General features: G+C 71.5%; 16 protein-coding genes and 1 pseudogene. 9 read left to right on the plus strand and 8 right to left on the minus strand.

Translation table 11 applies throughout. The annotated features are described in order from the left end of the window. Nucleotides 1-2: 2 nt before the first annotated feature. Nucleotides 3-2171 carry a hypothetical protein gene (locus tag ACZ6CL_RS38610; protein WP_468945166.1) on the minus strand — a complete coding sequence of 723 codons (2169 nt, stop codon included), beginning with the start codon at nucleotides 2169-2171 and terminating at the stop codon, nucleotides 3-5. A 309-nt stretch (nucleotides 2172-2480) separates the two neighbouring features. On the opposite strand from ACZ6CL_RS38610, the pseudogene ACZ6CL_RS38615 reads away from it, so the two are divergent. After that, a pseudogene (locus ACZ6CL_RS38615) lies at nucleotides 2481-2786 on the plus strand (FAD-dependent monooxygenase); the annotation flags it as partial. 145 nt (nucleotides 2787-2931) lie between these two features. After that, a complete protein-coding gene (locus ACZ6CL_RS38620) occupies nucleotides 2932-3792 on the plus strand; it encodes an FAD-dependent monooxygenase (RefSeq protein WP_468945169.1) in 861 nt (286 codons plus the stop codon). Between the two features lie 168 nt (nucleotides 3793-3960). On the opposite strand, the gene ACZ6CL_RS38625 is transcribed toward ACZ6CL_RS38620, so the two are convergent. Both ACZ6CL_RS38625 and ACZ6CL_RS38630 read right to left on the minus strand, forming a co-directional pair. Beyond that, on the minus strand, nucleotides 3961-4125 hold the full coding sequence (locus ACZ6CL_RS38625; RefSeq protein WP_468945172.1) for a hypothetical protein: 165 nt from the start codon (nucleotides 4123-4125) through the stop codon (nucleotides 3961-3963). 127 nt (nucleotides 4126-4252) lie between these two features. Further along, a complete protein-coding gene (locus ACZ6CL_RS38630; protein WP_468945175.1) occupies nucleotides 4253-4858 on the minus strand; it encodes a dihydrofolate reductase family protein in 606 nt (201 codons plus the stop codon). Nucleotides 4859-5196: 338 nt separating this feature from the next. Between ACZ6CL_RS38630 and gndA the strand changes: the two genes are divergently transcribed. After that, nucleotides 5197-6651, plus strand: a complete 1455-nt coding sequence (gndA, locus tag ACZ6CL_RS38635; protein ID WP_468945177.1) for an NADP-dependent phosphogluconate dehydrogenase — start codon at nucleotides 5197-5199, stop codon at nucleotides 6649-6651. A 50-nt stretch (nucleotides 6652-6701) separates the two neighbouring features. On the opposite strand, the gene ACZ6CL_RS38640 is transcribed toward gndA, so the two are convergent. Continuing rightward, a complete protein-coding gene (locus ACZ6CL_RS38640; RefSeq protein ID WP_468945179.1) occupies nucleotides 6702-8069 on the minus strand; it encodes an MFS transporter in 1368 nt (455 codons plus the stop codon). A gap of 78 nt (nucleotides 8070-8147) precedes the next feature. After that, nucleotides 8148-9299, minus strand: a complete 1152-nt coding sequence (locus ACZ6CL_RS38645; RefSeq protein ID WP_468945182.1) for an XdhC family protein — start codon at nucleotides 9297-9299, stop codon at nucleotides 8148-8150. Nucleotides 9300-9349: 50 nt separating this feature from the next. On the opposite strand from ACZ6CL_RS38645, the gene ACZ6CL_RS38650 reads away from it, so the two are divergent. The 5 genes from ACZ6CL_RS38650 (at nucleotide 9350) to ACZ6CL_RS38670 (ending at nucleotide 14816) form a co-directional block, all read left to right on the plus strand. Further along, entirely contained in the window at nucleotides 9350-9946 is a 597-nt protein-coding gene (locus tag ACZ6CL_RS38650) for a (2Fe-2S)-binding protein (RefSeq protein WP_468945185.1), read from the plus strand. Further along, nucleotides 9943-10944: an FAD binding domain-containing protein gene (locus ACZ6CL_RS38655; protein WP_468945187.1), complete on the plus strand. Its 1002-nt coding sequence runs from the start codon at nucleotides 9943-9945 to the stop codon at nucleotides 10942-10944. The genes ACZ6CL_RS38650 and ACZ6CL_RS38655 overlap by 4 nt, the downstream gene beginning before the upstream one ends. After that, a complete protein-coding gene (locus tag ACZ6CL_RS38660; protein ID WP_468945190.1) occupies nucleotides 10941-13115 on the plus strand; it encodes a xanthine dehydrogenase family protein molybdopterin-binding subunit in 2175 nt (724 codons plus the stop codon). Before ACZ6CL_RS38655 ends, ACZ6CL_RS38660 begins: the two co-directional genes overlap by 4 nt. Nucleotides 13116-13125: 10 nt before the next feature. After that, entirely contained in the window at nucleotides 13126-13746 is a 621-nt protein-coding gene (locus ACZ6CL_RS38665; protein WP_468945192.1) for a TetR/AcrR family transcriptional regulator, read from the plus strand. Nucleotides 13747-13991: 245 nt separating this feature from the next. Beyond that, complete coding sequence (locus ACZ6CL_RS38670) at nucleotides 13992-14816, plus strand: lysozyme (RefSeq protein ID WP_468945194.1); 825 nt, start codon at nucleotides 13992-13994, stop codon at nucleotides 14814-14816. 55 nt (nucleotides 14817-14871) lie between these two features. Here the strand turns inward: ACZ6CL_RS38670 and ACZ6CL_RS38675 are convergent, their stop codons facing one another. The 3 genes from ACZ6CL_RS38675 to ACZ6CL_RS38685 all read right to left on the minus strand — a co-directional run bounded on the left by ACZ6CL_RS38675 (nucleotide 14872) and on the right by ACZ6CL_RS38685 (nucleotide 19233). Next, nucleotides 14872-15492, minus strand: a complete 621-nt coding sequence (locus ACZ6CL_RS38675; protein WP_468945197.1) for an extensin — start codon at nucleotides 15490-15492, stop codon at nucleotides 14872-14874. A gap of 124 nt (nucleotides 15493-15616) precedes the next feature. Further along, nucleotides 15617-16867, minus strand: coding sequence for an acyltransferase family protein (locus ACZ6CL_RS38680; RefSeq protein WP_468945199.1), 1251 nt, complete (start codon nucleotides 16865-16867; stop codon nucleotides 15617-15619). Beyond that, the gene (locus ACZ6CL_RS38685; protein ID WP_468945202.1) at nucleotides 16864-19233 is read right to left on the minus strand and encodes a glycosyltransferase; all 2370 of its coding nucleotides are present in this window, start codon (nucleotides 19231-19233) and stop codon (nucleotides 16864-16866) included. The genes ACZ6CL_RS38680 and ACZ6CL_RS38685 overlap by 4 nt, the downstream gene beginning before the upstream one ends. A gap of 601 nt (nucleotides 19234-19834) precedes the next feature. On the opposite strand from ACZ6CL_RS38685, the gene ACZ6CL_RS38690 reads away from it, so the two are divergent. After that, the gene (locus ACZ6CL_RS38690) at nucleotides 19835-21001 is read left to right on the plus strand and encodes an FAD-dependent monooxygenase (RefSeq protein ID WP_468945205.1); all 1167 of its coding nucleotides are present in this window, start codon (nucleotides 19835-19837) and stop codon (nucleotides 20999-21001) included. Nucleotides 21002-21009: the final 8 nt, after the last annotated feature.

A 21009-nucleotide genomic window follows, 5' to 3' on the forward strand; every position in this document is an offset into this window, starting at 1 on the left:
CGTTACCTCCTTCGTCCCAGTTGTCCGGTGCAGCCGCAGCGCAGCAGCGGCTGCTCGTTCACCGCCAGGTCGCTCCAGACGGTGGCCGTCCTGCTGAGCTGTCCCGCCCCGTCGAACTCCATGATCGAGAGGAGTTCCAGCAGCTTGGCCAGGGTGCGGGCGGTCTCCTGCCCGGTCGGCCTGGTCCGTTCCTCGCACAGCCACACCGCGTGCAGCAGTTGGTCCACGGTGCGGCGCAGCGCCGGTCCCTCCGCCGCCACCAGGCCCTGGGCGCGCTCGCGCCGGGCGTCCGCACCGCCCGGGTACGGCGCCTGGGCGATCTCCAGCAGCTCCGCGCACCACTCCCGGGGGCGCCCGGGCAGCGTGGCGGTGAGATGGCCGGCCACGTCGTCCGCGCCGCCGGACACCAGGTGGTGGTTCATGCGGTGGGCGACGACCGAGCTGAACGCCCCTCCGCCCGGCGCTCCCTCGTCCGCCGCCCGCCGCGCGTAGTGGTCCCGCAGGAGGTGGTGGTCGGCGTACCAGGCGGCGCCACCGGGGCGCAGCCCGTACAGCCGGTGCACCAGCATCTGCCGCAGCCCGAAGTCCCCGATGAAGTGCCGTTCGCAGCTGGGCCACCCGGTGTCGGTGAGCAGCTTCGACACATGGTGCGCGGTCAGGGGGTTCACGTGGCCCGGCTGATGGTGGCGGAGCAGGACATCGGCGCACTCCTCGTCGTGCGCCACCGACAGATGGGTGAGCAGGTCCAGCCACCCGTCGCGGTGCTCGGCCGGCAGCCCCACCGGCAGCTGGTCCATGACCAGTTCCTGGAGCAGCACGTCCGCCACCGGCTGCTCGGGGGCACCGTCGCCGGTGAGCCGCAGCGGGGCCTCCAGGACGTCCCGGTCGTTGGCGTCCGCCGGCATCCGGAAGGCGGCGGCAGCGGCGGCCAGCCGGATCACCGTGTGCGGCCGTCCGCCGCTCAGCCTCGCCACGGCGGCGTCGACGCGACGGCGGTTCGCGCCGCCTTCCGGCTCCATGTGCGTCTGTCTGCGCTCGGTCTCCCGGCGCAGCTGGTCCCCGGTGAGGAAGGGCATCCGCAGCAGCAGCACCCCGTCGGCCAGCGGAGCCCGGTCCGACCCGCCGTCCGTACGCCGCGACCACGCGGGCGGACCGCCGTCGGCGGGACGGAACTCCGCCGGGGGCGCCACCTCCTCCGGCGGCAGACCCCCGTGCAGGAAGGCGCCGCCGTCCGCGCGGCGCGCCGTGCCCACGATCACCACGCGGTCGCGCTGCCCGCCCCGGCGGTCGGTGAGTACGGCGCGCAGCAGCCGTTCCCCCAGGGGCGATTCGGCGTGGTCCAGCAGCAGCCCCGGGCGGCCGACCCGGCGCAGCCAGCCGGACGCCGAGGCGTACGCCGCCTCGAGGTCCTCGCGCAGCGCCCGGAAGAGGAAGCCCTCTGCCAGCTCCCGTGCCTCACCGCGGGCCTGGAAGTCGGCGGCGAGATTGCTCAGCCCGTGCTTGGGCTGGCCCGCCGCGCCGGGATACCCACCGTAGATCCGCTCCAGTTCCACCTTGCCCCGGGGTGCCAGGGACTGGAAGAGGGCATCCAGCAGCGCGTTGCTGACCGCCGCGGAGTACGGGTCGAGCGCCTGCGCGGACAGGGCCGTCAGCAGGTTCCGGATGGATCCGGAGATCACGCCCCGCCAGAAGTCACCTGTCCGCAGGCCCGGGAGGCGCCGCTTCTGGGGCAGCTCCTCATACCGTTCGACTTCCGTCGCGACCGCCTCGGGGGTACCCCCCGTGGCGCCGGTCGCGATCACGGCGAGGCCCGCGAAGAGCCGGGGGAAGGCGAACGAGCCACCCGTCCCCTGCCAGGTGGACAGCCGCCGGGCTATCTCCGCCAGGGCCTCGGTCGCGGCCGACCGGGCGCCCGGCTCGGGCTCCGCCCGGTCCGCGTACACCGGCGAGGCGCAATCCAGATGGACCACCGGCACCTTGGTCGCGAAGCTGTCCCGCACCGCGCGCAACAACCGGCCCTTGCCCATGCCGGGGCCTCCGGTGAGCAGCACCACCGGGAGGTCGGGGCCGTACAGCGGTTCCCGGCCGGCGCCCGACGGCGACCGCCCGAGCGCGTGTGCGAAGAACCCCTCCTCGCTGAGCAGCTTCTCGAATCCCAAGTCTTCACGCACGGACTCCTCCCCCGTGGAGTGCTCTCCCGCCCCGGACCGGGCGGCTGGTGATGACGAGTCAGGAAAGGCTAGTAGAAAACGGGATCGATTCTTGTGGGCAATGATAAATACCCGGAAAGAAGTTGACAGCCCCGCTGCGGCATGTTCTGTCTTGCTTCACCAACAGGGCCGCTCTCTCTGTGAGTTTCTGTGCGCCGCAGCCCGCCGACTGCCGCGGTCCGCGGGTTTCCACCGGACGGGGCTCCCAGTTCACAGGGGACGCGCAGACTCGTTCAGATCTCTCCCAGAACGGCGGACCACTGTGACGCCATGACTGACGCAAGCGAGACCGAGGTCCTCATCATCGGAGCCGGTCCCACCGGCCGGACCCTGGCGTGCGACCTCGCCCGTCGCGGGGTCGCCCACCGCATCGTCGAGCGGGGCCCGGCGCCGAACCGCGCCACGAGGGCCAAGACCATCCAGCCCCGCTCCCTCGAAGTGCTCGACGACCTCGGCGCCGTCGACAGTGTCCTGCGCAACGGAATCGCCGGGCTCCCGGTGCGTTTTCACGAACCGTCCGGTGCGATCGTGGACAAGCCGTCGATCTCGGTTCGAGCGCCGGGCTCGTTTCACACGCCGTATCCCGACGCGCTGTGGATCGGCCAGTCCAGCGTCGAGCTGGCGCTGCGGCGACGTCACCGGACCGGACCTCGACCGTGGCCGCCTGCACATCTGGCCGTCCGAACGCGGCAGGCTCGGCCTGACTCCGCTCGGCCGCGACGTGTGGCAGTTCCAGAGCCCGGTCCTGCCCGGCGAGGATCCGCGAACCCCGTCACTGGAGTTCTACCAGCGGCTGTTCGACGAACGCGCGGGATGGGACACCGTGGCCCTGAGGAGTGCGACCTGGCTGTCGGTGTACCGCGTGAACGCGCGCATGGTGGAGGACTACCGCCGGGGCCGTGTCCTGCTCGCCGGGGACGCCGCCCATGTGCACTCCGCCGCCGGGGGCCAGGGCATGAACACCGGTCTCCAAGACACCTACAACTTCGGCTGGAAACTCGCCGCCGTCCTCGACGGCGCCGTTCCGGCGCTGCTGGACACCTACGCCGCCGAACGCGTCCCGGTCGCCCGGACCGTCCTGGAGATGAGCACGCGCAAAATGAGCGCGGTCATGGGACAGGCGGGCCATGGCAGCGGGGACGGACTGGGCTCGGCACTCGCCGAGATCGGCGACGGTGCGCTGAACAGCGGGCTGGGGATCCACTACCGCACCGGTCCGGTCAGCAACCGCCGTGGGCGACCCGCGTCCGGCGCCGCGGCCGGAGACCGGGCGCCGAACGCCGGGGGGCTGGAGGGAGCGGCGTTCAGCGGCGACCTCTTCGGCCTCCTGCGGGGACCGCACTGGTCCCCGGTCGCCTACGAGCACACCGGCCCGGTCGGCCTCGACCACGCCAGCCCCGCCCACCTGCGGGTGCACCGCATCGGCTCGGCTCCCGGCGGCCTCGTCGACACCACAGGAGAATTCCAGCGCGCCTACCAGCCCCTCCCGGGCGAACTCATCCTCATCAGACCTGACGGGTACATCGCCGCGCGTGCCTCCGCCGACCGGGAGGCGGACCTCATCAGCCACATGGCCCCGTAGCTGGAAGCGACAGATGGTCCTCCGGATGCGGCTGCGGCAGCCTGCGGTGCTCACCCTGACAGCGCACGCGTTTGCGGGTGCCGGTGTCCTCCCGGTGGGTGTGGAGGATGGGCCGCCCGGGGCACTGGTCGCACCGGACGATGGCGCGGTCGGTGTTGCGGTGCAGGATCACGCGGCGCTCCCGTCGTGGTGGGCGGAGGGGAGCTGGTCAGCGTAGCGGGTGGTGTTGGAGCGCCAAGCCGCGGTCGCGGCCGACACCCGGCGGGCACGCTGCTGGACGGATTCGGTCTCCTGGGCGGGCCGGTAGGCGTCGTGGGCGGCGGTGTTCCGCACCGACGCGGCCGGACCCGCACCAGGCCGGACGCCGTCCCGGCCGACAGAAGACCGCGACTCTGCCTGGCCGGACTCCACGTAGCGGGCATCTTCCTGTGGTCTGCCCGGTGATAATCAAACGACCCGCCTAATAGCTGTCGTAGGTGGGCTTACCGTTCGGCCGGTAGACGCCGACGATGGTGCCGCCCGTCGTCGTCGAGACGCTGACCGGCTCCAGCGCGGTGGGGATCGCTCCGTCGGCGAACAGCCGCTTGCCGGTGCCGATGATCACCGGATGGATGGTCAGCCGGTACTCGTCGACGAGGCCGTGCTGCATGAGGGTCTGGGCGAGGTCGCCACTGCCCACGACGTTGATGTTGCCGCCGTCGGACACTTTCAGCTTGTGTACGGCATTGACGATGTCGCCCTCCAGCAGCGTGGAGTTCTGCCACTCGACGGATGTCAGGGTCCGAGACGCCACGTACTTGTGCATGCTGTTCATCCGATGGGTGAACGGATTGTCGGGATCGGCGGTCGGCCAGTACGACGCGAAGATCTCGTACGTCTTGCGGCCGAGCAGCATCGCGTCGGAGGACTCGTACCAACCGGCGATGGCCGTGCCGACCTCGTCGTCGGACACCGGCTTCTGCCAGCCGCCGTGCTCGAAGCCGCTCTCAGCGTCCTCGTCCGGACCGCCCGGCGCCTGCATGACGCCGTCCAGCGTCAGGAACGTGCAAACAATGATCTTGCGCATGGTGCGCTCCCTTCGTCGACGGGTAGACCGCACAACCGCCGGAAACTCATCGGCGGAACTTCCGCGGCGCAGCACCAGGGACGTCGTGCCCCGGAGCCAATGGCCCACAGCACACCTCAGCGCCGCCTTGTGAATATCCCACAAATCTGGCGCATGTCCGGGCAGCAGAAAGGGTGACACACTCCGGCCGCTTTCTCCGGACACACATCCCGGCGTCGAGCACATCGTGTAACTATGACCGGGCGATGCCGGGACGGCCGAGAGGGAAGATCCCCAGACCTCTCGTCGCTGCCGCCTCGCGCAAGATTTCGATGCGTGTGACAGGAGTGGAACACCGTATGCCCAGCCCTTCCGCCACCCAGCCCACCGCCCAGATCGGCGTCACCGGGCTCGCCGTCATGGGCAGCAACCTCGCCCGCAACTTCGCCCGTCACGGGCACACGGTCGCCGTCCACAACCGCTCGTCCGCCAAGACCAAGGCGCTGATCGAGGAGCACGGCCACGAGGGGAGCTTCGTCCCGGCCGAGACCGCCGCGGAGTTCGTGGCCGCACTGCAGCGGCCGCGGCGGCTCGTCATCATGGTCAAGGCCGGGGCGCCCACCGACGCCGTCATCGAGGAGTTCGCACCCCTCCTCGAAGAGGGTGACGTCATCATCGACGGCGGCAACGCGCACTTCGAGGACACCCGGCGCCGGGAGGCCGCGCTGCGCGAGCGCGGGCTGCACTTCGTCGGCTCCGGCATCTCCGGTGGCGAGGAGGGCGCGCTCAACGGGCCCAGCATCATGCCCGGTGGTTCGGTGGAATCCTACAAGTCCCTCGGGCCGCTCCTGGAGAGCATCTCCGCCAAGGTGGACGGCACCCCGTGCTGCACCCACATCGGCCCGGACGGCGCCGGACACTTCGTGAAGATGGTCCACAACGGCATCGAGTACGCCGACATGCAGCTCATCGCGGAGTCGTACGACCTGCTGCGGCGCGCGCTGGGGCTCACGCCGGGCGAGATCGCGGAGGTGTTCCGCACCTGGAACGGCGGCCGCCTGGAGTCGTATCTGATCGAGATCACCGCCGAGGTGCTGGCGCACACCGACGCCGCGACCGGCAAGCCGTTCGTGGACGTGGTGCTGGACCAGGCCGAGCAGAAGGGCACCGGCCGCTGGACCGTGCAGACCGCGCTGGACCTGGGCGTTCCGGTGAGCGGTATCGCTGAGGCGGTGTTCGCCCGCTCGCTGTCGGGCCACGCCGATGTGCGGGACGCCGGGCAGGGGCTGCCCGGGCCCGTCGCCGAGCAGCTCACGGGCGAGGCGGCGGAGCGGTTCGCCGACGAGGTCGAGCAGGCGCTGTACGCGTCGAAGATCGTGGCCTACGCGCAGGGCATCCACCAGATCGAGGCGGGCAGCCAGGAGTACGGCTGGGACATCGACCCCGGGGCGGTGGCCCGGATCTGGCGTGGCGGCTGCATCATCCGGGCCCGCTTCCTGAACCGGATCACCGAGGCGTACGGCAAGGAGCAGAAGCCGGTCACACTGCTGACCGACGACTACTTCGCGCAGGCACTGGGCGAGGCGCAGAACGCCTGGCGGCGGGTGGTGGCGACCTCCGTCGAGCTGGGCGTGCCCGCGCCTGGTTTCTCGGCGGCGCTGGCGTACTACGACGCGCTGCGCTCCGAGCGGCTCCCCGCGGCACTGGTGCAGGGTCAGCGGGACTTCTTCGGCGCGCACACCTACCGGCGCACCGACCGCGACGGCTCGTTCCACACCTTCTGGGGCCAGGACCGCAGCGAGCGCGAAGCCTGAGGCCGGGGCCCGTGCGCGCGCCCGCATCCGGGTGCGCGCACGGGCGGCCGTCAGGCCGTGTAACGCCGGAAGTCGGGCACCGCGACGGCCAGCCCGAGCATCAGCACGGCGACCAGCACTCCGCCCGCGGCGACCGCCGTGCGGGGCCCGAGGAGCGAGCCCGCCGTGCCGTGCAGCAGATCGGCGACGCGCGGGCCGCCCGCCACCACCACCGTGAACACGCCCTGCATGCGGCCGCGCATGTCGTCGGTGGCCGCGGACTGGAGGATCGCGCCACGGAACACCATGGACACCATGTCGGCCACGCCCGCCGCGGCGAGGAACGCGGCGGCCCACCACAAGCTGGAGCTGAGGCCGACGCCGCAGATGGCCACGCCCCAGGCCACCACGGCGACGATGACCATGAGGCCGTGACGGCGGGCCCGGGAGAAGGTGCCCGACAGCAGCCCTCCGGCCACCGCGCCGAGCGGGATCGCGGCGAAGAGCAGGCCGAGCGCGAAGCCCTCGCCCCAGGGCGCGTAGGTGTGCGAGGCGAGCTGCGGGAACAGCGCCCGCGGCATGCCGAAGACCATGGCGATGATATCCGCGAGGAAAGACAGCAGCAGCACGCGGTGGGCGGTGATGTAGCGGAAGCCGTCGGTCACATCGCGCCATCCGGCCCGTGGCCGGCCACCCCCGCCCTCCTCCGACGACGGCAGGGGCGGCAGCGCGGGAAGCCGCCAGACGGCCCACAGGGTGACGCAGAGCGCGACCGCGTCGGCCAGATACAGGGCGGGCAGGCCGACGACGGGGATCAGCGCGCCCGCCAGCAGCGGGCCGACGATCATGCCGGTCTGGGCGACGGTGGACTGCAGGGCGCCTGCGGCGGGCAGCTCATGAGCGGGGACGAGCCGGGCGACGGAGGCGTTGCGGGCCGGGGAGTTCATGCCGAAGAACCCCTGCTGGGCGGCGAGCAGCACGATCAGCAGCGGCACCGAGTCGAGACCGGCGAAGGCTTGCGCCCAGAACAGCACCGAGGTGACGGCGATCCCCGCGTTGGTGACCAGCATCAGGGTGCGCCGGTCCATCCGGTCGGCCACCACGCCGCCCCACAGCGCGAACACCACGAGCGGCAGGAGTCCCGCGAAGCTCGTGTAACCGACCCAGGCCGAGGAGCCGGTGATGTCGTAGATCTGCTTGGGTACGGCGACGGCGGTCAGCTGGCTGCCCACTGCGGTGACCGTGGTGGACGTCCACAGCCGGCGGAACGGGCGGTGGCGCAGTGGCCGGGTGTCCATGACCCAGCGGCGCCAGCCGGTCTTCGGCGGTGCGGCCGTGCCACCGGCCACGTCGGCTGCCCTGCCGTCGGCCCGGGCGGCTGCCTTGTCGTCCTGACGTGGTTCACCGGCGTCGTCGTCGGTGTTGCGCGCGGTCTCCACGGCGGTTGTGGTCCCCTCCTGTGCCCGCTTCGGTCGGGGACCATGATGGCGCTCCGGGGCCGGGGCCGGGTTCGCGTCTCAGCCCTCGGCCGCCGGGCGCACCGCGTGGGGCCGGTGGATGCGGCCGGTGAGGGCGGTCAGCCGGGCGCCGCTGCCGTCCCAGCGGTCGGCGATGATTTCGGCGGCGATGCTGACCGCGGTCTCCTCGGGGGTGCGGGCGCCGAGGTCCAGGCCGATCGGGGAGGCGAGCCGGGCCAGCCGGTTCTCGTCGATCCCGGTGTCGCGCAGTCTGCGCAGCCGGTCCTCATGGGTGCGGCGGGAGCCCATGGCGCCGACGTACGCCAGGGGCAGCCCCAGCGCCTCCTCCAGCAGCGGCACGTCGAACTTGGGGTCGTGGGTGAGGACGCAGACCACGGTCCGCTCGTCCACCCGGCCCGCCTCGGCCTCGGTGCGCAGATAGCGGTGCGGCCAGTCGGCCACCACCTCGTGGGCCTCGGGGAAGCGGCGCTTGGTGGCGAAGACGGGCCGCGCGTCGCAGACGGTGACGTGGTAGCCGAGGTACGCGCCGATACGGGCCATGGCCGCCGCGAAGTCCACGGCACCGAAGACCAGCATCCGGGGCGGTGCGGCGTGCACCGACACGAACAGGGTCAGTTCCTCGTCGGTGCGGGTGCCGTCGTAGCCGTAGCGCAGGGTGCCGGTGCGCCCACCGGCCAGCAGTCCGCGCGCGTCCTCGGCGACCGCCGCGTCCAGCCGCTCCGAACCGAGGGAGCCGGTGGCCGTGTCCGGCCGGACCACCAGCCGCCGGCCGAGTCGTCCTGCCGGGTCGGGGCCGTCGACCGCCACGCAGATGACCTCGGCCACCGGTTCGCCCGCGCGCACCGCCGCGGCCACGTCGTCGTATTCGGGGAAGGCGGTGCGGTCGACGCGCTCCACGAACACGTCGATGACTCCACCGCAGGTCAGGCCGACCGCGAACGCGTCGTCGTCGCTGACCCCGTAGCGCTCCAGGACCGGGGTGCCGCTTGCGGTGACCTCCTGGGCCAGTTCGTAGACCGCGCCTTCCACACAGCCTCCGGAGACGCTGCCGACGGCCGAGCCGTCCGGTCCGACCAGCATGCTCGTGCCCGGTGGCAGCGGTGAGGAGTGCCAGGTGGCGACCACCGTGGCCCGGGCGAAGGGCTGCCCGTCGCGCCACCATCGGTGCATCTCCGCTTCGACGTCTCGCATGGAAACTCATTCCCCTCGCCACGAATGTAAGAGGTTGATACATTCAATGTATGAGCCTCTCACATCGCTCTCCGAGTAGCGACATCCGCTTGCGGATCAATGGCACGACCCACCCCCTGACCATCGACAACCGGACGACGCTGCTCGATGTGCTGCGCGAGCGGGTTGGCCTCACGGGCACCAAGAAGGGCTGTGACCACGGGCAATGCGGCGCCTGCACGGTGCTGTTGGACGGCGAGCGGGTGAACAGCTGCCTGATGTTCGCGGTGGCGGCCGAGGGGCGGGAGATCGTCTCGATCGAGGGCGTGGCGGAGCTGGCGGACACCGAGGGGCTGCACCCGGTGCAGCAGGCGTTCCTCGACCATGACGGCCTCCAGTGCGGCTACTGCACCCCGGGCCAGATCTGTTCGGCGATCGGGGCACTCGGCGAGGCGCGGCGCGGCTGGCCGAGCCATGTCACCGAGGACACCGGGGCCGGTGTACCGGGGGCATCGGGGCTGGACGAGTCGGAGGTGCGCGAGCGCATGAGCGGCAATCTGTGCCGCTGCGGGGCCTACGGCGGGATCGTGGACGCCGTCATGGAGGCGGCCGGTGCCGAGGGCGCCGGGGACACCCGGTCCGCGAGCGCCGCTGGAGGTGTGCGGTGAAGGAGTTCGCCTACGCCCGTGCGGGCGACGCGGCCGAGGCCTGCGCGCTGATGGCCGAGCGGCCCGACGCCACGTATCTGGGCGGCGGGACCAACCTCGTGGACCTGATGAAGCTCGGGGTGACGGACCCGGGGCTGCTCATCGACGTGTCCCGGCTGCCGTACGACCGCATCGAGCACCGTGACGACGGTTCGGTGCTGATCGGCGCCACCGTGCGCAACGGCGAACTGGCGGGCGACCCGGGCGTCCGGGAGCGCTTCCCGCTGCTGGCGCAGGCGCTGCTGGCGGGCGCGTCCGGGCAGCTGCGCACGGTGGCCACGGTGGGCGGCAACCTGCTGCAGCGCACCCGCTGTGTGTACTTCCAGGACGTGTCCAAGCCCTGCAACAAGCGGGAGCCGGGGTCGGGTTGTCCGGCCATCGGGGGCGCGCACCGCGATCTGGCCGTGCTGGGCACCTCCGACCACTGCGTGGCGTCCCACCCCTCCGATATGGCGGTGGCGCTCGTCGCGCTGGACGCGGTGGCGCATCTGCGGTCGGTGGACGGCGCGACGCGCACCGTCCCGGTGGCCGAGCTGTACCGGCTGCCCGGCGACACTCCGCACCAGGAGACCGTGCTCGGCCACGGTGACCTCATCACCGCCGTCGAACTACCTCCGCCGCCGGGTGGCGCGGCCATGCGGTACCGCAAGGTGCGTGACCGCTGGTCGTACGCGTTCGCGCTGGTGAGCGTGGCGGCCTCGGTGTCGGTCGCGGACGACGGCACGCTCGCGGACGTACGGATCGCGCTCGGCGGAGTGGCGCCGCGCCCGTGGCGCGCCGGGGCCGCCGAGGAGCGGCTGCGCGGCCATCGGCCGGACGAGGAGACGCTGCGCGAGGCCGCCCGCGCCGAACTGGCGCAGGCGCGTCCCCTGCCGGACAACGCGTTCAAGGTGGATCTGGCCACCGATCTCATCGTCGCGGTCCTCCGCGATCTCGTCGCGAGGAAGGACGGCGCATGACCACCGCGACCACCACCCGGCAGACCGTCGGCACGCCGATGACCCGCGTCGACGGCCTCGACAAGGTCACCGGCGCGGCGACCTACGCGTATGAGTTCCCGACGCCGGACATCGGCTACGTCTGGCCGGTGCAGGCCACCATCGCCCGCGGCCGGGTGACGGAGGTCGACGGCGCCCCGGCGCTGGCCCGGCCCGGTGTGCTGGCGGTACTGGACTGCGGCAACGCCCCGCGGCTGAACACGGAGGCGCAAGCGGGCCCCGATCTGTTCGTGCTGCAGTCCCCCGAGGTGGCGTACCACGGCCAGATCGTGGCCGCGGTGGTGGCCACCTCGCTGGAGGCGGCGCGCGAAGGCGCGGCGGCGGTGCGGGTGAGCTACGAGCAGGAGCCGCACGATGTGGTGCTGCGCTTCGACGACGAGCGGGCCAAGGTCGCCGACGCGGTGACCGACGGCAGCCCCGGGTTCGTCGAACACGGCGACACCGAGGGCGCGCTGGCGGCCGCGCCGGTGCGGACCGAGGCCATGTACACCACCCCGGCCGAGCACACCAGCCCGATGGAGCCGCACGCCACCATCGCCTCGTGGGACGAGGACCGGCTGACGCTGTACAACTCCGACCAGGGCCCGTTCATGTCCTCCCAGCTGCTGGCGGCGGTGTTCGGGCTCGAAGAGGGCGCGGTGGAGATCATCGCGGAGTACATCGGCGGCGGCTTCGGCTCCAAGGGCATTCCGCGCTCCCCCACCGTGCTGGCGGCGCTCGCCGCGAAGCACCTCGGGCGGCCGGTGAAGATCGCGCTGACCCGGCAGCAGATGTTCCAGCTGATCCCCTACCGGGCCCCCACCATCCAGCGGATCCGGCTCGGCGCCGGGCACGACGGCCGGCTGACCGCGATCGACCACGAGGTGGTGCAGCAGCGCTCCGCGATGGCGGAGTTCGCCGACCAGACGGGGTCCTCGACGCGGGTGATGTACGCGGCGCCCAACATCCGTACGACGGTGAAGACGGCGCCGCTCGATGTGCTCACCCCCGCGTGGTTCCGCGCGCCCGGACACACGCCGGGCATGTTCGCGCTGGAGTCGGCCATGGACGAGCTGGCCACCGAGCTGGAGATCGACCCCGTAGAGCTGCGGATCCGCAATGACACCGGTGTCGACCCCGACAGCGGCAAGTCCTTCAGCAGCCGCGGTCTGGTGGCGTGCCTTCGGGAGGGCGCCGCGCGCTTCGGCTGGGCGCTGCGCGACCCGAAGCCCGGCATCCGGCGCGAGGGGCGCTGGCTGGTGGGCACCGGGGTCGCCTCCGCGCACCACCCGGACTATGTGTTCCCCTCGTCGGCGACGGCGCGCGCCGAGACCGACGGGACGTACACGGTGCGGATCGGCGCCGTGGACATCGGGACCGGCGGGCGCACCGCGCTGACCCAGCTGGCGGCGGACGCCCTCGGCGTCCCCATCGAGCGGCTGCGGCTGGAGATCGGGCGCGCCTCGCTCGGCCCGGCGCCGTTCGCGGGCGGCTCGCTGGGGACGGCCTCCTGGGGCTGGGCGGTGGACAAGGCGTGCCGTGCGCTGTTGGCGGAGCTGGACACGTACGGCGGCGCCGTGCCGGACGGGGGCCTGGAGGTGCGGGCGGACACCACCGAGGACGTGGAGCTGCGGGCGTCGCTCTCCCGCCACTCCTTCGGCGCCCACTTCGCACAGGTGCGGGTGGACACCGACACCGGCGAGATCCGGGTCGACCGGATGCTGGGCGTGTTCGCCGCCGGGCGGATTGTCAATCCGAAGACGGCCCGTTCGCAGTTCCTGGGCGCCATGACGATGGGTCTGTCGATGGCGCTGCTGGAGATCGGCGAGGTCGACCCGGTCTTCGGCGACTTCGCCAACCACGACTTCGCGGGCTACCACGTCGCGGCCAACGCGGACGTCCCGAAGCTGGAGGCGATCTGGCTGGACGAGCAGGACGACAACCCCAACCCGGTGCGCGGCAAGGGCATCGGCGAGCTGGGCATCGTGGGCGCGGCGGCGGCGATCACCAACGCGTTCCACCATGCGACCGGACAGCGGGTACGCGATCTGCCGATCCGCGTCGAGCGCTCGCGCGAGGCCCTGCGGGCAGCGGGCGCCGGGGCCCGGAAGCGCAGTCCGGGCGCGGCCGAGCAGGGGAAAACGGTCGGGTAAGGTCGCCCGGATGGCACCCACCTGCAAGGGGCGCGCCACGTACCACCACGGCGATCTCGCCGCCGCGCTGGTGCGGGCGACGCTGGAGATCGTCGACGAGGTCGGGGTGCGCGGTTTCTCCGTCGCGGAGGCCGCGCGCCGCACCCACGTCAGCCCCGCCGCGCCCTACCGCCACTTCGCCGACCGCGACGCGCTGCTGGGAGCCGCCGCGCTGGAGGTCTCGCGGCGGCTGCGGGCCATCTACCTGGAGGCGGTGGCCACGGTCGAGTCACCGCAGGAACGGCTGGCCACCATGGCGGGCAGCGTCGTGCGCGCGGCCGCCCGCATCCGGGGCGGGTGCGAACTGCTCTACGCCTCCGGTGTGCGCACCGCCCACCCCGAGGTGCTGAAAGCCAAGCGGGAGTTCGTGGACCTGCTGCTGCCGAGCGCCTTCGAGGTGGTACCGGAGGAGCGGGCGGTGGCGGTGGCGCTGCTGGAGGCGCTGCAGGCGCTGGCCCGCGGGTACGCCACCCTGCTGCTCGACGGCGTGTTCGGTGACCCGGACGAGGTGGTGGAGGACGTTGCCGCGCGGGCGACGCGGTCGGCGCGGGCCATGGTGGCGGGGTATGCCGCCGCGCCCGCGGAGGACTGATTTCCCCGTAAATTCAAGGCTTTCCACTTTATCGCCGCCCATATCGCCAACGTGTCGGTGGTGAAACGGAGTCGGCCCATGGAATTTGCAAAATCTCTTCCGCGCGTTTCATCTACGCGCGTACCTTCGGTGCGGACTGCTCTCCCCACGGAGCACCAATTCCGGAGGAACAGATGTCCTTAAAGGCCGGAAAGGGGCGACACCGGGCCCCCTCGCGCTGGCGTTCGCCGTATGCCATCGGCGGTTTGGGGGCCGCGGTCGGCGCCGCCGCCCTCGCCACTCTCGTACCGGCGATGGCGTCGACGACCGATTCCGGCACCGACTCCGCCGCCGGCCCCGCCCCCTCCTCGTCCGTCCCACACCCCGAGCGCGACTGGATGGGCTCGACCCTCTCCACGCACGAGGCCGCCCCGAAGTCGGCCCCGGCGGCCACCCCGCGCGCCGGGACGGTGGAGGGCGTCGACGTCAGCAACCACCAGGGCTCGGTCAACTGGACATCCCTTTGGAGCAAGAACGTCCGGTTCGCCTACGTCAAGGCCACCGAGAGCACGACGTACAAGAACCCGGCCTTCTCCTCGCAATACAACGGCGCCTTCAAGCAAGGCATGATCCGCGGCGCCTATCACTTCGCCCTGCCGAACAAGTCCAGTGGCGCGGCGCAGGCGGACTTCTTCGTGCGCAACGGGGGCGATTGGTCGGACGACGGCAAGACGCTGCCGCCCGTGCTGGACATGGAGTACAACCCGTACGGCGCGCCCTGTTTCGGCAAGACGAAGGCGCAGATGGTCAGCTGGATCAAAGACTTCAGCGACCGGGTGAAATCCCGTACCGGCCGCGATCCGGTGATCTATACGACCACCAGCTGGTGGCGGTCCTGCACCGGTAACAGCGGCGCCTTCGCCTCGAAGAACCCGCTGTGGGTGGCGCGCTACGCGGCCACGCCGGGGGCGCTGCCGACGGGGTGGAAGACCCACACCCTCTGGCAGTACACCTCCACGGGGCCGGTGGTGGGTGACCACAACCGGTTCAACGGCAGTCTGGCCGCGCTGAAGGCGCTGGCCAAGGGATAGTCCGCCCCGTCCGCGCAGCCCACCCCGCCCCGATCCGGGGCGGGGTGGCGAGCGGTCAGCCGCCGAGCGCGCCGGTCAGGCCGCCGACCACACCGTCCAGGGTGTCGCCGAGGCCGTCCACCACACCGCCGACCACGCCGCCCTTCCCGTGGTCGCTGCCGTTCCCCGGCTGCGGCGACTCACTGGGCTGCCCGCTCGGGGCGTTGGGAGCGGTCGGGCCGTCGCTGGGGGTTCCGGCGGGCGACGAGGCGTCGGTGGGGGTCTGGTCGGCACGCTGGGCGGGCGAGGTGGCCGCATCGGTGTGCGCGGGCGCGGAGGGCGTGGAGGGGTCCGCGCTGGGCGTCTGCGACGGGGTGGCCGCCGCGGAGGGCTCCGTACCGCCCCCCGAACCGCTCGTGCTGTCGGTGTGGTCCGTCTGGTCCGCGAGCGGCCGGGGCTTCGCAGACTGGGAAGGCGAAATATGGCTGCCCGTGGGCGTGTCCTCGGCCGTGGGATCGATGTCCGGTCCCTGCTCCTGAGCCGCGTGGACATCGGAGCGGGCCTCGGTGGACTTGTCGCCCCCGACCGAGGAGTGAAGGCCGAAGGCTATGGTCCCGGCCACGCCGAGGGCGGCGGCCGCCTTGAGGGATGTGGCTCGGGCCTGCTGGGCAGGGGTGGGGCGGCTGTGTCGGCCCATATCGTTGATGTCTCCCCGTTATCACGTCAAGAACAAGCCAGATCATAGTCATGGGTCCCCGGTGTGCGAAGAGCCGCACACCGGGGACAACTCATGACACACCGGCGCTTACGGTGGCACGTTGCTAGCGCGCCACGTCCGGATAGAAGTCCCGCGGCCGCCCCTTGGCGTCCTTCAGCCGCCCGAGCAGGCTCGCCGGGTACTCGATGACCCAGTAGCTCACCACCGCCGCGGCCACCGCCACCACCAGCACGGTCAGCACGGCGAGCGGGAAGCCCTCCTGACCCGCGGGCGGCAGCACTCCGGCCTCGTAGAGGCCGAGCATGATGGGCTCGTGCCAGACGAAGAGGCTGTAGCTGGCGAGTCCGATCGCGGTGAGCCACCGGGCCGACAACCACGCCTCAAGCCGCCCCTGCTTCCGCACATGGAGGGTGGCGAAGAGCAGCACGGTCCACATCAGGCCCGAGAGCGGGTGGTAGAAGGTGGTGGCGAAGTCCTCGGGGTCCGCGCTGAGCAGCGACAGCACGTACAGGGCCACCAGCGGCGCCACCCGCAGTGGGATCGCCACCTTCGGGCCGAGCCGTCCGCGCTCGCCGAGGGCGACGGTCAGCACCGCGAGGGCCATGCCCGCCGCGAATCCGCCGAAGCGGGCCTGCGGCCCGAAGTACACCGGCCATTCGGTGTGCGGCACCTCGAACCCGTAGTGCGCGACGGCGATCCAGACCATCGGCCCGATGTACAGCAGCGCGCATCCGGCGGCGCACACCGCCACCCGCGCGCCCCGGCTGCTCAGCCGCCGGCAGACCCGGGCGGCCAGCGGGCCGATCCCGACCAGCGCCAGATAGAACATGATCTCCAGCGACAGCGACCAGGTCGGGCCGATGGTGTAGAAGATCTGTTCCTTGTCGAAGACCTGGGTGAAGGTGAGATGCCGGAGCAGGTCCCCCCAGTCCCCGGGCAGGGACGGATTGCGGGTCGACCAGATGAACAGGATGGCGAGGAAGTACAGCGGCACGATGCGGATGGCGCGCCGGAAGAGGAACACCCGGGCGGGCTTGGTCGAGCCGCCGTCGATCGCGGCGCGCGCGTACGACAGGGTCAGCAGATACGCGGACAGGACGAAGAAGAAGTCGATGACCTCGAGCGAGACGAGCGCGTTCGCGTAGGGGTTGGCCACCGGCGGATGGGAGCCGTCCGCGTCGTACGTGAAGTACTGCTGCCACACGTGGAAGACGACCGTGGCCATCGCGGCCAGCCCCCGGTAGCCCTGGATCTCACCGTTGCGGCGGCGGGCGGTCGTGGCCTGCGCGGGCTTCACGGCGGTGGCCGCGGCGGGGTGGCTGTGGTTGTTGTTGACCGTGGACAGGGTGCTCATGCGCGGGGCACCGCCTTGTCGCCGCCGGACCGCGGGGTGACCCGCCACTGGTGGTCCCGCAGCACCTCCTTGAGAAGCGCCTGGCGGGCCACGATGTTCTTGAAGTGGCTGTAGAAGAAGGTCGACACGAGGAGATACCGCCAGAACCACGCCTTGCGGCGGCGCAGTTCGGGTATCGCCAGCCGCCAGGCGAACAGCGCCTGCACCACTCCGGCGGAGAGGGTGAACAGCGTGGCCAGCAGGCAGAGCGGCACCGCCCAGTCGAGTTCACCCGGGCCGCCCGCGCGCCACGCCGCGTACAGCAGGACGGGCAGGATCTGCAGGGTCAGCCACGGCTGTACCTCACGCCAGCCGAGGAGCACGAACAGCCCGGCCTTCTGACGGAAGGTGAAGTCCGGTGAACGCATCGCGCCCCACAGGTACTTGAGCGAGACCTGCAGCCAGCCCTGCGCCCAGCGCGACCGCTGGTTCCACAGCGCCTTGACGGTGGTGGGGGCAAGCTCGCGGGAGACGAGGGTGCGGTCGGTGGCGATTTTGGCGCCCTCGTGGAGGGCGCGCATGGTGGCGTCGATGTCCTCCGTGAGCATCGAGCCGTGCATCCGGGTGCGGGCGAGCAGATCGGTGCGCCAGAAGCCGTTGGAGCCGCCGAAGACACCGAAGGTGTAGAGCCGGGTGCGGCCGGGGTGGCTGACGGCGTAGATGGCCTCGAACTCCACACCCACCAGCTTGGCGACCCAGGAGCTGTCACCGTTACGGATCACGCAGTGGCCCTGGACCACGTCGTAGCCGTGGGACAGCCAGTGCCAGGCGTGCCGGAAGGCGTCGGGAGCCGGGTGGTGGTCGGCGTCGAAGATGCCGACCACTTCGCCGCGCACCCGGGTGACCGCGGCGTTGATGTTCTGCGCCTTGGAGGTGGACCCCGCCACCGGCAGCAGCACCAGACGCGGATCGCGGCGGGCCATGTCCCGGAGGGTGTCCTCGACGGGCATCGGATGCGGGGTGTTGTAGGCGAGCACGATTTCGAGCTCGTTGGGGTAGTCCAGCCGCAGAAACGATTCGACGGTGTCGACGATGGTCGCGGCCTCATTGGGGAGATAGGCGGCGATGACGGCGCTGGCCGGTGGATACGGCTGTGCGGGCCGCTCGGGGCGGGACTTCGCGTCGAGCGAGAAGAGGCATTCCAGCACGATGAGCACCGCGGAGACGATGAGGCCCCCGACCACCACCCAGTAGGCGGCCGATCCGATGTCCCAGCCCAGTTCGTACATCTGCTGGTAGAACACGAAGGGGATGGCGACGCCGAGCACGAGGACGAATAAGGGAGATAGCGCGGAGAGCAGGGCCCGCACCGCCACGGCCAGGCGGCGCCGCCCGCGGGGCGTACCGCGCATCCAGGCCGCGTACTTGACCGGCCGCAGATCCCGGTGGCGGATCGACTCGGCCACCGCGTCCCGGGCCTGGTCCACGGCCTGGTGGCGGTCGGGGCAGTCGGCGAGCGGGGTCCAGCCGATGGCCGGGGTCAGCCGGACGTTCTCGTCGGCGACGACGAAGCGGGTCCCGGCCACGGTGTTCGCGAACTTCTGCAGGCCGCGGAGCGCGGTGTCCTCGTCGACGCCGGGCATCAGCATCAGCAGCCGCCCGTCCTCGTCCCAGCCGAGCCGGTCGCACACCCCGCCCAGCTTCTCCGCCACACCGGCCAGCCGCTCGGCGACCTCGCGGCGCACCCGGGGCCCCAGCCGGGCCTCCAGCGCGGCCATCTCGGCGACGCCGACCATGGCCACGACGCCGCCACTGCGGCTGTCGTCGGCGCGCTTCAGCTCCCGGTCGAGTTCGCCCAGGAAGTGCGGCTGGGAGTAGAGGCCGGTCCGCGGGTCCAGCAGCAGGTTCTCGACCGGCACCGGGACCCGGCGCAGCTTGGCCTCGATGCGGGCGGACAGTTCGACGGGGTCGGAGGTGTCCGGTACGCAGTCGTCGGCACCGCCGCGCAGCATGTCGGCGATGCCGGTGGGCGCGGGGTCCGTGGCGACCATGAGCAGGGGCAGTGCCCGCCCGGCGGGGGCGGCCCGGACCTCGCGGATCACGTCCAGTCCGTCGTGGCCGCCGTCGAGGGCGACGATCGCGTCGGGCGGGGTCTGCCGGAGCCGCTGGTCGACTTCTCCGGGCCGGGCGTGGCTCACCTCATGGCCCGCGGACACCAGGGTCCGGGTCAGCCGGTCGATCCCGGGGCCGGGCGCGCCGACCGCCAGCACATGTCCGCTCGGGCCGCCGGCGGTGACCCGGGGCGTCCCGGACTCGCCGGGCTCGGACGGTCCTTCGGGCGGTTCTGCGGATGATTCGAGTGACCGCGGATGGTGCGAAATGAGCACCTGAGGAGTTCCTTCCTTGCCAGGTTCGTGCGTCACCGAACGGCGCATGATGCCGGGCACGCGGACATCCCGTCCGCGCGGGGGCATGCCGAGCGTGGCCGTCTATCTGCCCGAGAGGGCTTGTGGAATGGCGAATCGCCGTTGGTGAGGCTTCGCGTGAGGTTTTTCGAGAGGGCTACGCGGAGGCCGTGGCCGGTCCGCTGCCACCGGGGCAGGGTCTCCGGCGCCGCCCGGGACAGGCGCTTACCGCTCTTGCCGGGCCGCGGGACACGCGAGCGTGTTCCAGCGAAATGTGCATGGGTCCCATCCTTGTTCGGATCGTGGGGGGAGGACCGAACGTCACCAGTGCGAACCAACCGGCTTTTTGTACGGGCCAGTCGGAAGCCCCAGTCTCATCGATGACAACAGAACCGCACAACACCATCAGGTAACACTCTCATTAATCGATCACTGCGCTCTGGTGGTTCGCACGGCGTTCGGCCTTGTCGGCGGCCTGTCGGTGCCGCGTAGGCGGTGCGTCGGTGAAGCGTCGGCGCGGTGTCGGTGGCATCGCTCACTCTTGCGAGAAGAAGCGATTCGGGGGATGGAAAAGGAGTTCGCGATGCGGAATATGAGAGTCCTGATTTCCGGGGCCAGTGTGGGCGGACCGGCTCTGGCGTACTGGCTGAACCGCTACGGATGCGAGGTCACCGTGGTGGAGCGGTACGCCGGGCTGCGGCCCGGAGGACAGGCCATCGATGTCCGGGGCACAGCGCTGGAGGTGTGCGAACGCATGGGGGTCCTGGACGAGATCCGGGCTCACAGCACCGGTCTGCGCGGTATGTCGACGGTCGACGGCGACGGAAAGGAACTGTCCAGCACCACCGAATGGACCGCGAGCGGCGGTCGGCTCGACCGGCCCGACGTCGAGATTCTCCGCGACGATCTGGCGACGATTCTCGTCGGCGCGGGCGGAAAGGACATCGAATACATCTTCGACGACTCGATCGCCGCACTCGCCCAGAGCACCGGCGAAGTGGCCGTCACCTTCCGCAGCGGTCTGTCGCGCACCTTCGATCTCGTGGTGGCCGCGGACGGGGTGCACTCCAGCACCCGTCGGCTGGTCTTCGGCCCGGAGGAGAACTTCCTCCGTCCGCTGGGGGGTTATCTGGCGGTGTGGACCGTGCCGAACTATCTCGGTCTCGACCGCTGGCAGGTGGCTTACCTGATGGAGGGCGACGGCCCGTGGGGCGGGATGGTGATGAGCGTCCGCGACAACACCGAGGCCCGGGTCTATGTCGGGTTCGACTCGGACGAGCCGCCCGCGCGGGTGCTCGGCGACCGGACCGCCTCGGAGCACAAGCGGCTGGTGGCCGAGCAGTACGCGGACGCGCGCTGGGAGATGCCACGGCTGCTGGAGTACATGTGGGGCGCCCCCGACTTCCACTTCGACGCGATCGCCCAGATCCGTATGGACTCCTGGTCCCGTGGCCGGGTGGCGCTGCTCGGCGACGCGGGCTACTGCGGCTCGCCCGCCTCCGGCCAGGGCACCTCCATGGCCCTGGTCGGGGCGTATGTCCTGGCGGGCGAGCTGAAGGCCGCGGCGGGTGACCACACCACGGCCTTCGCCGCCTACGAGCGCGAACTGCGCGACTTCGTGACCGCCAACCAGGACCTGGCCCTGACCAACCGGGAGCGGATGGAGGCCGAGGTCAGCGAGGGCGACCAGGACGCGTACACCGACGACTTCTACAAGGTGGTCAACTCGCTGACGCTCAAGGACTACTGACCGGCGTC

This window comes from Streptomyces sp. NPDC041200 (genome assembly GCF_055591805.1).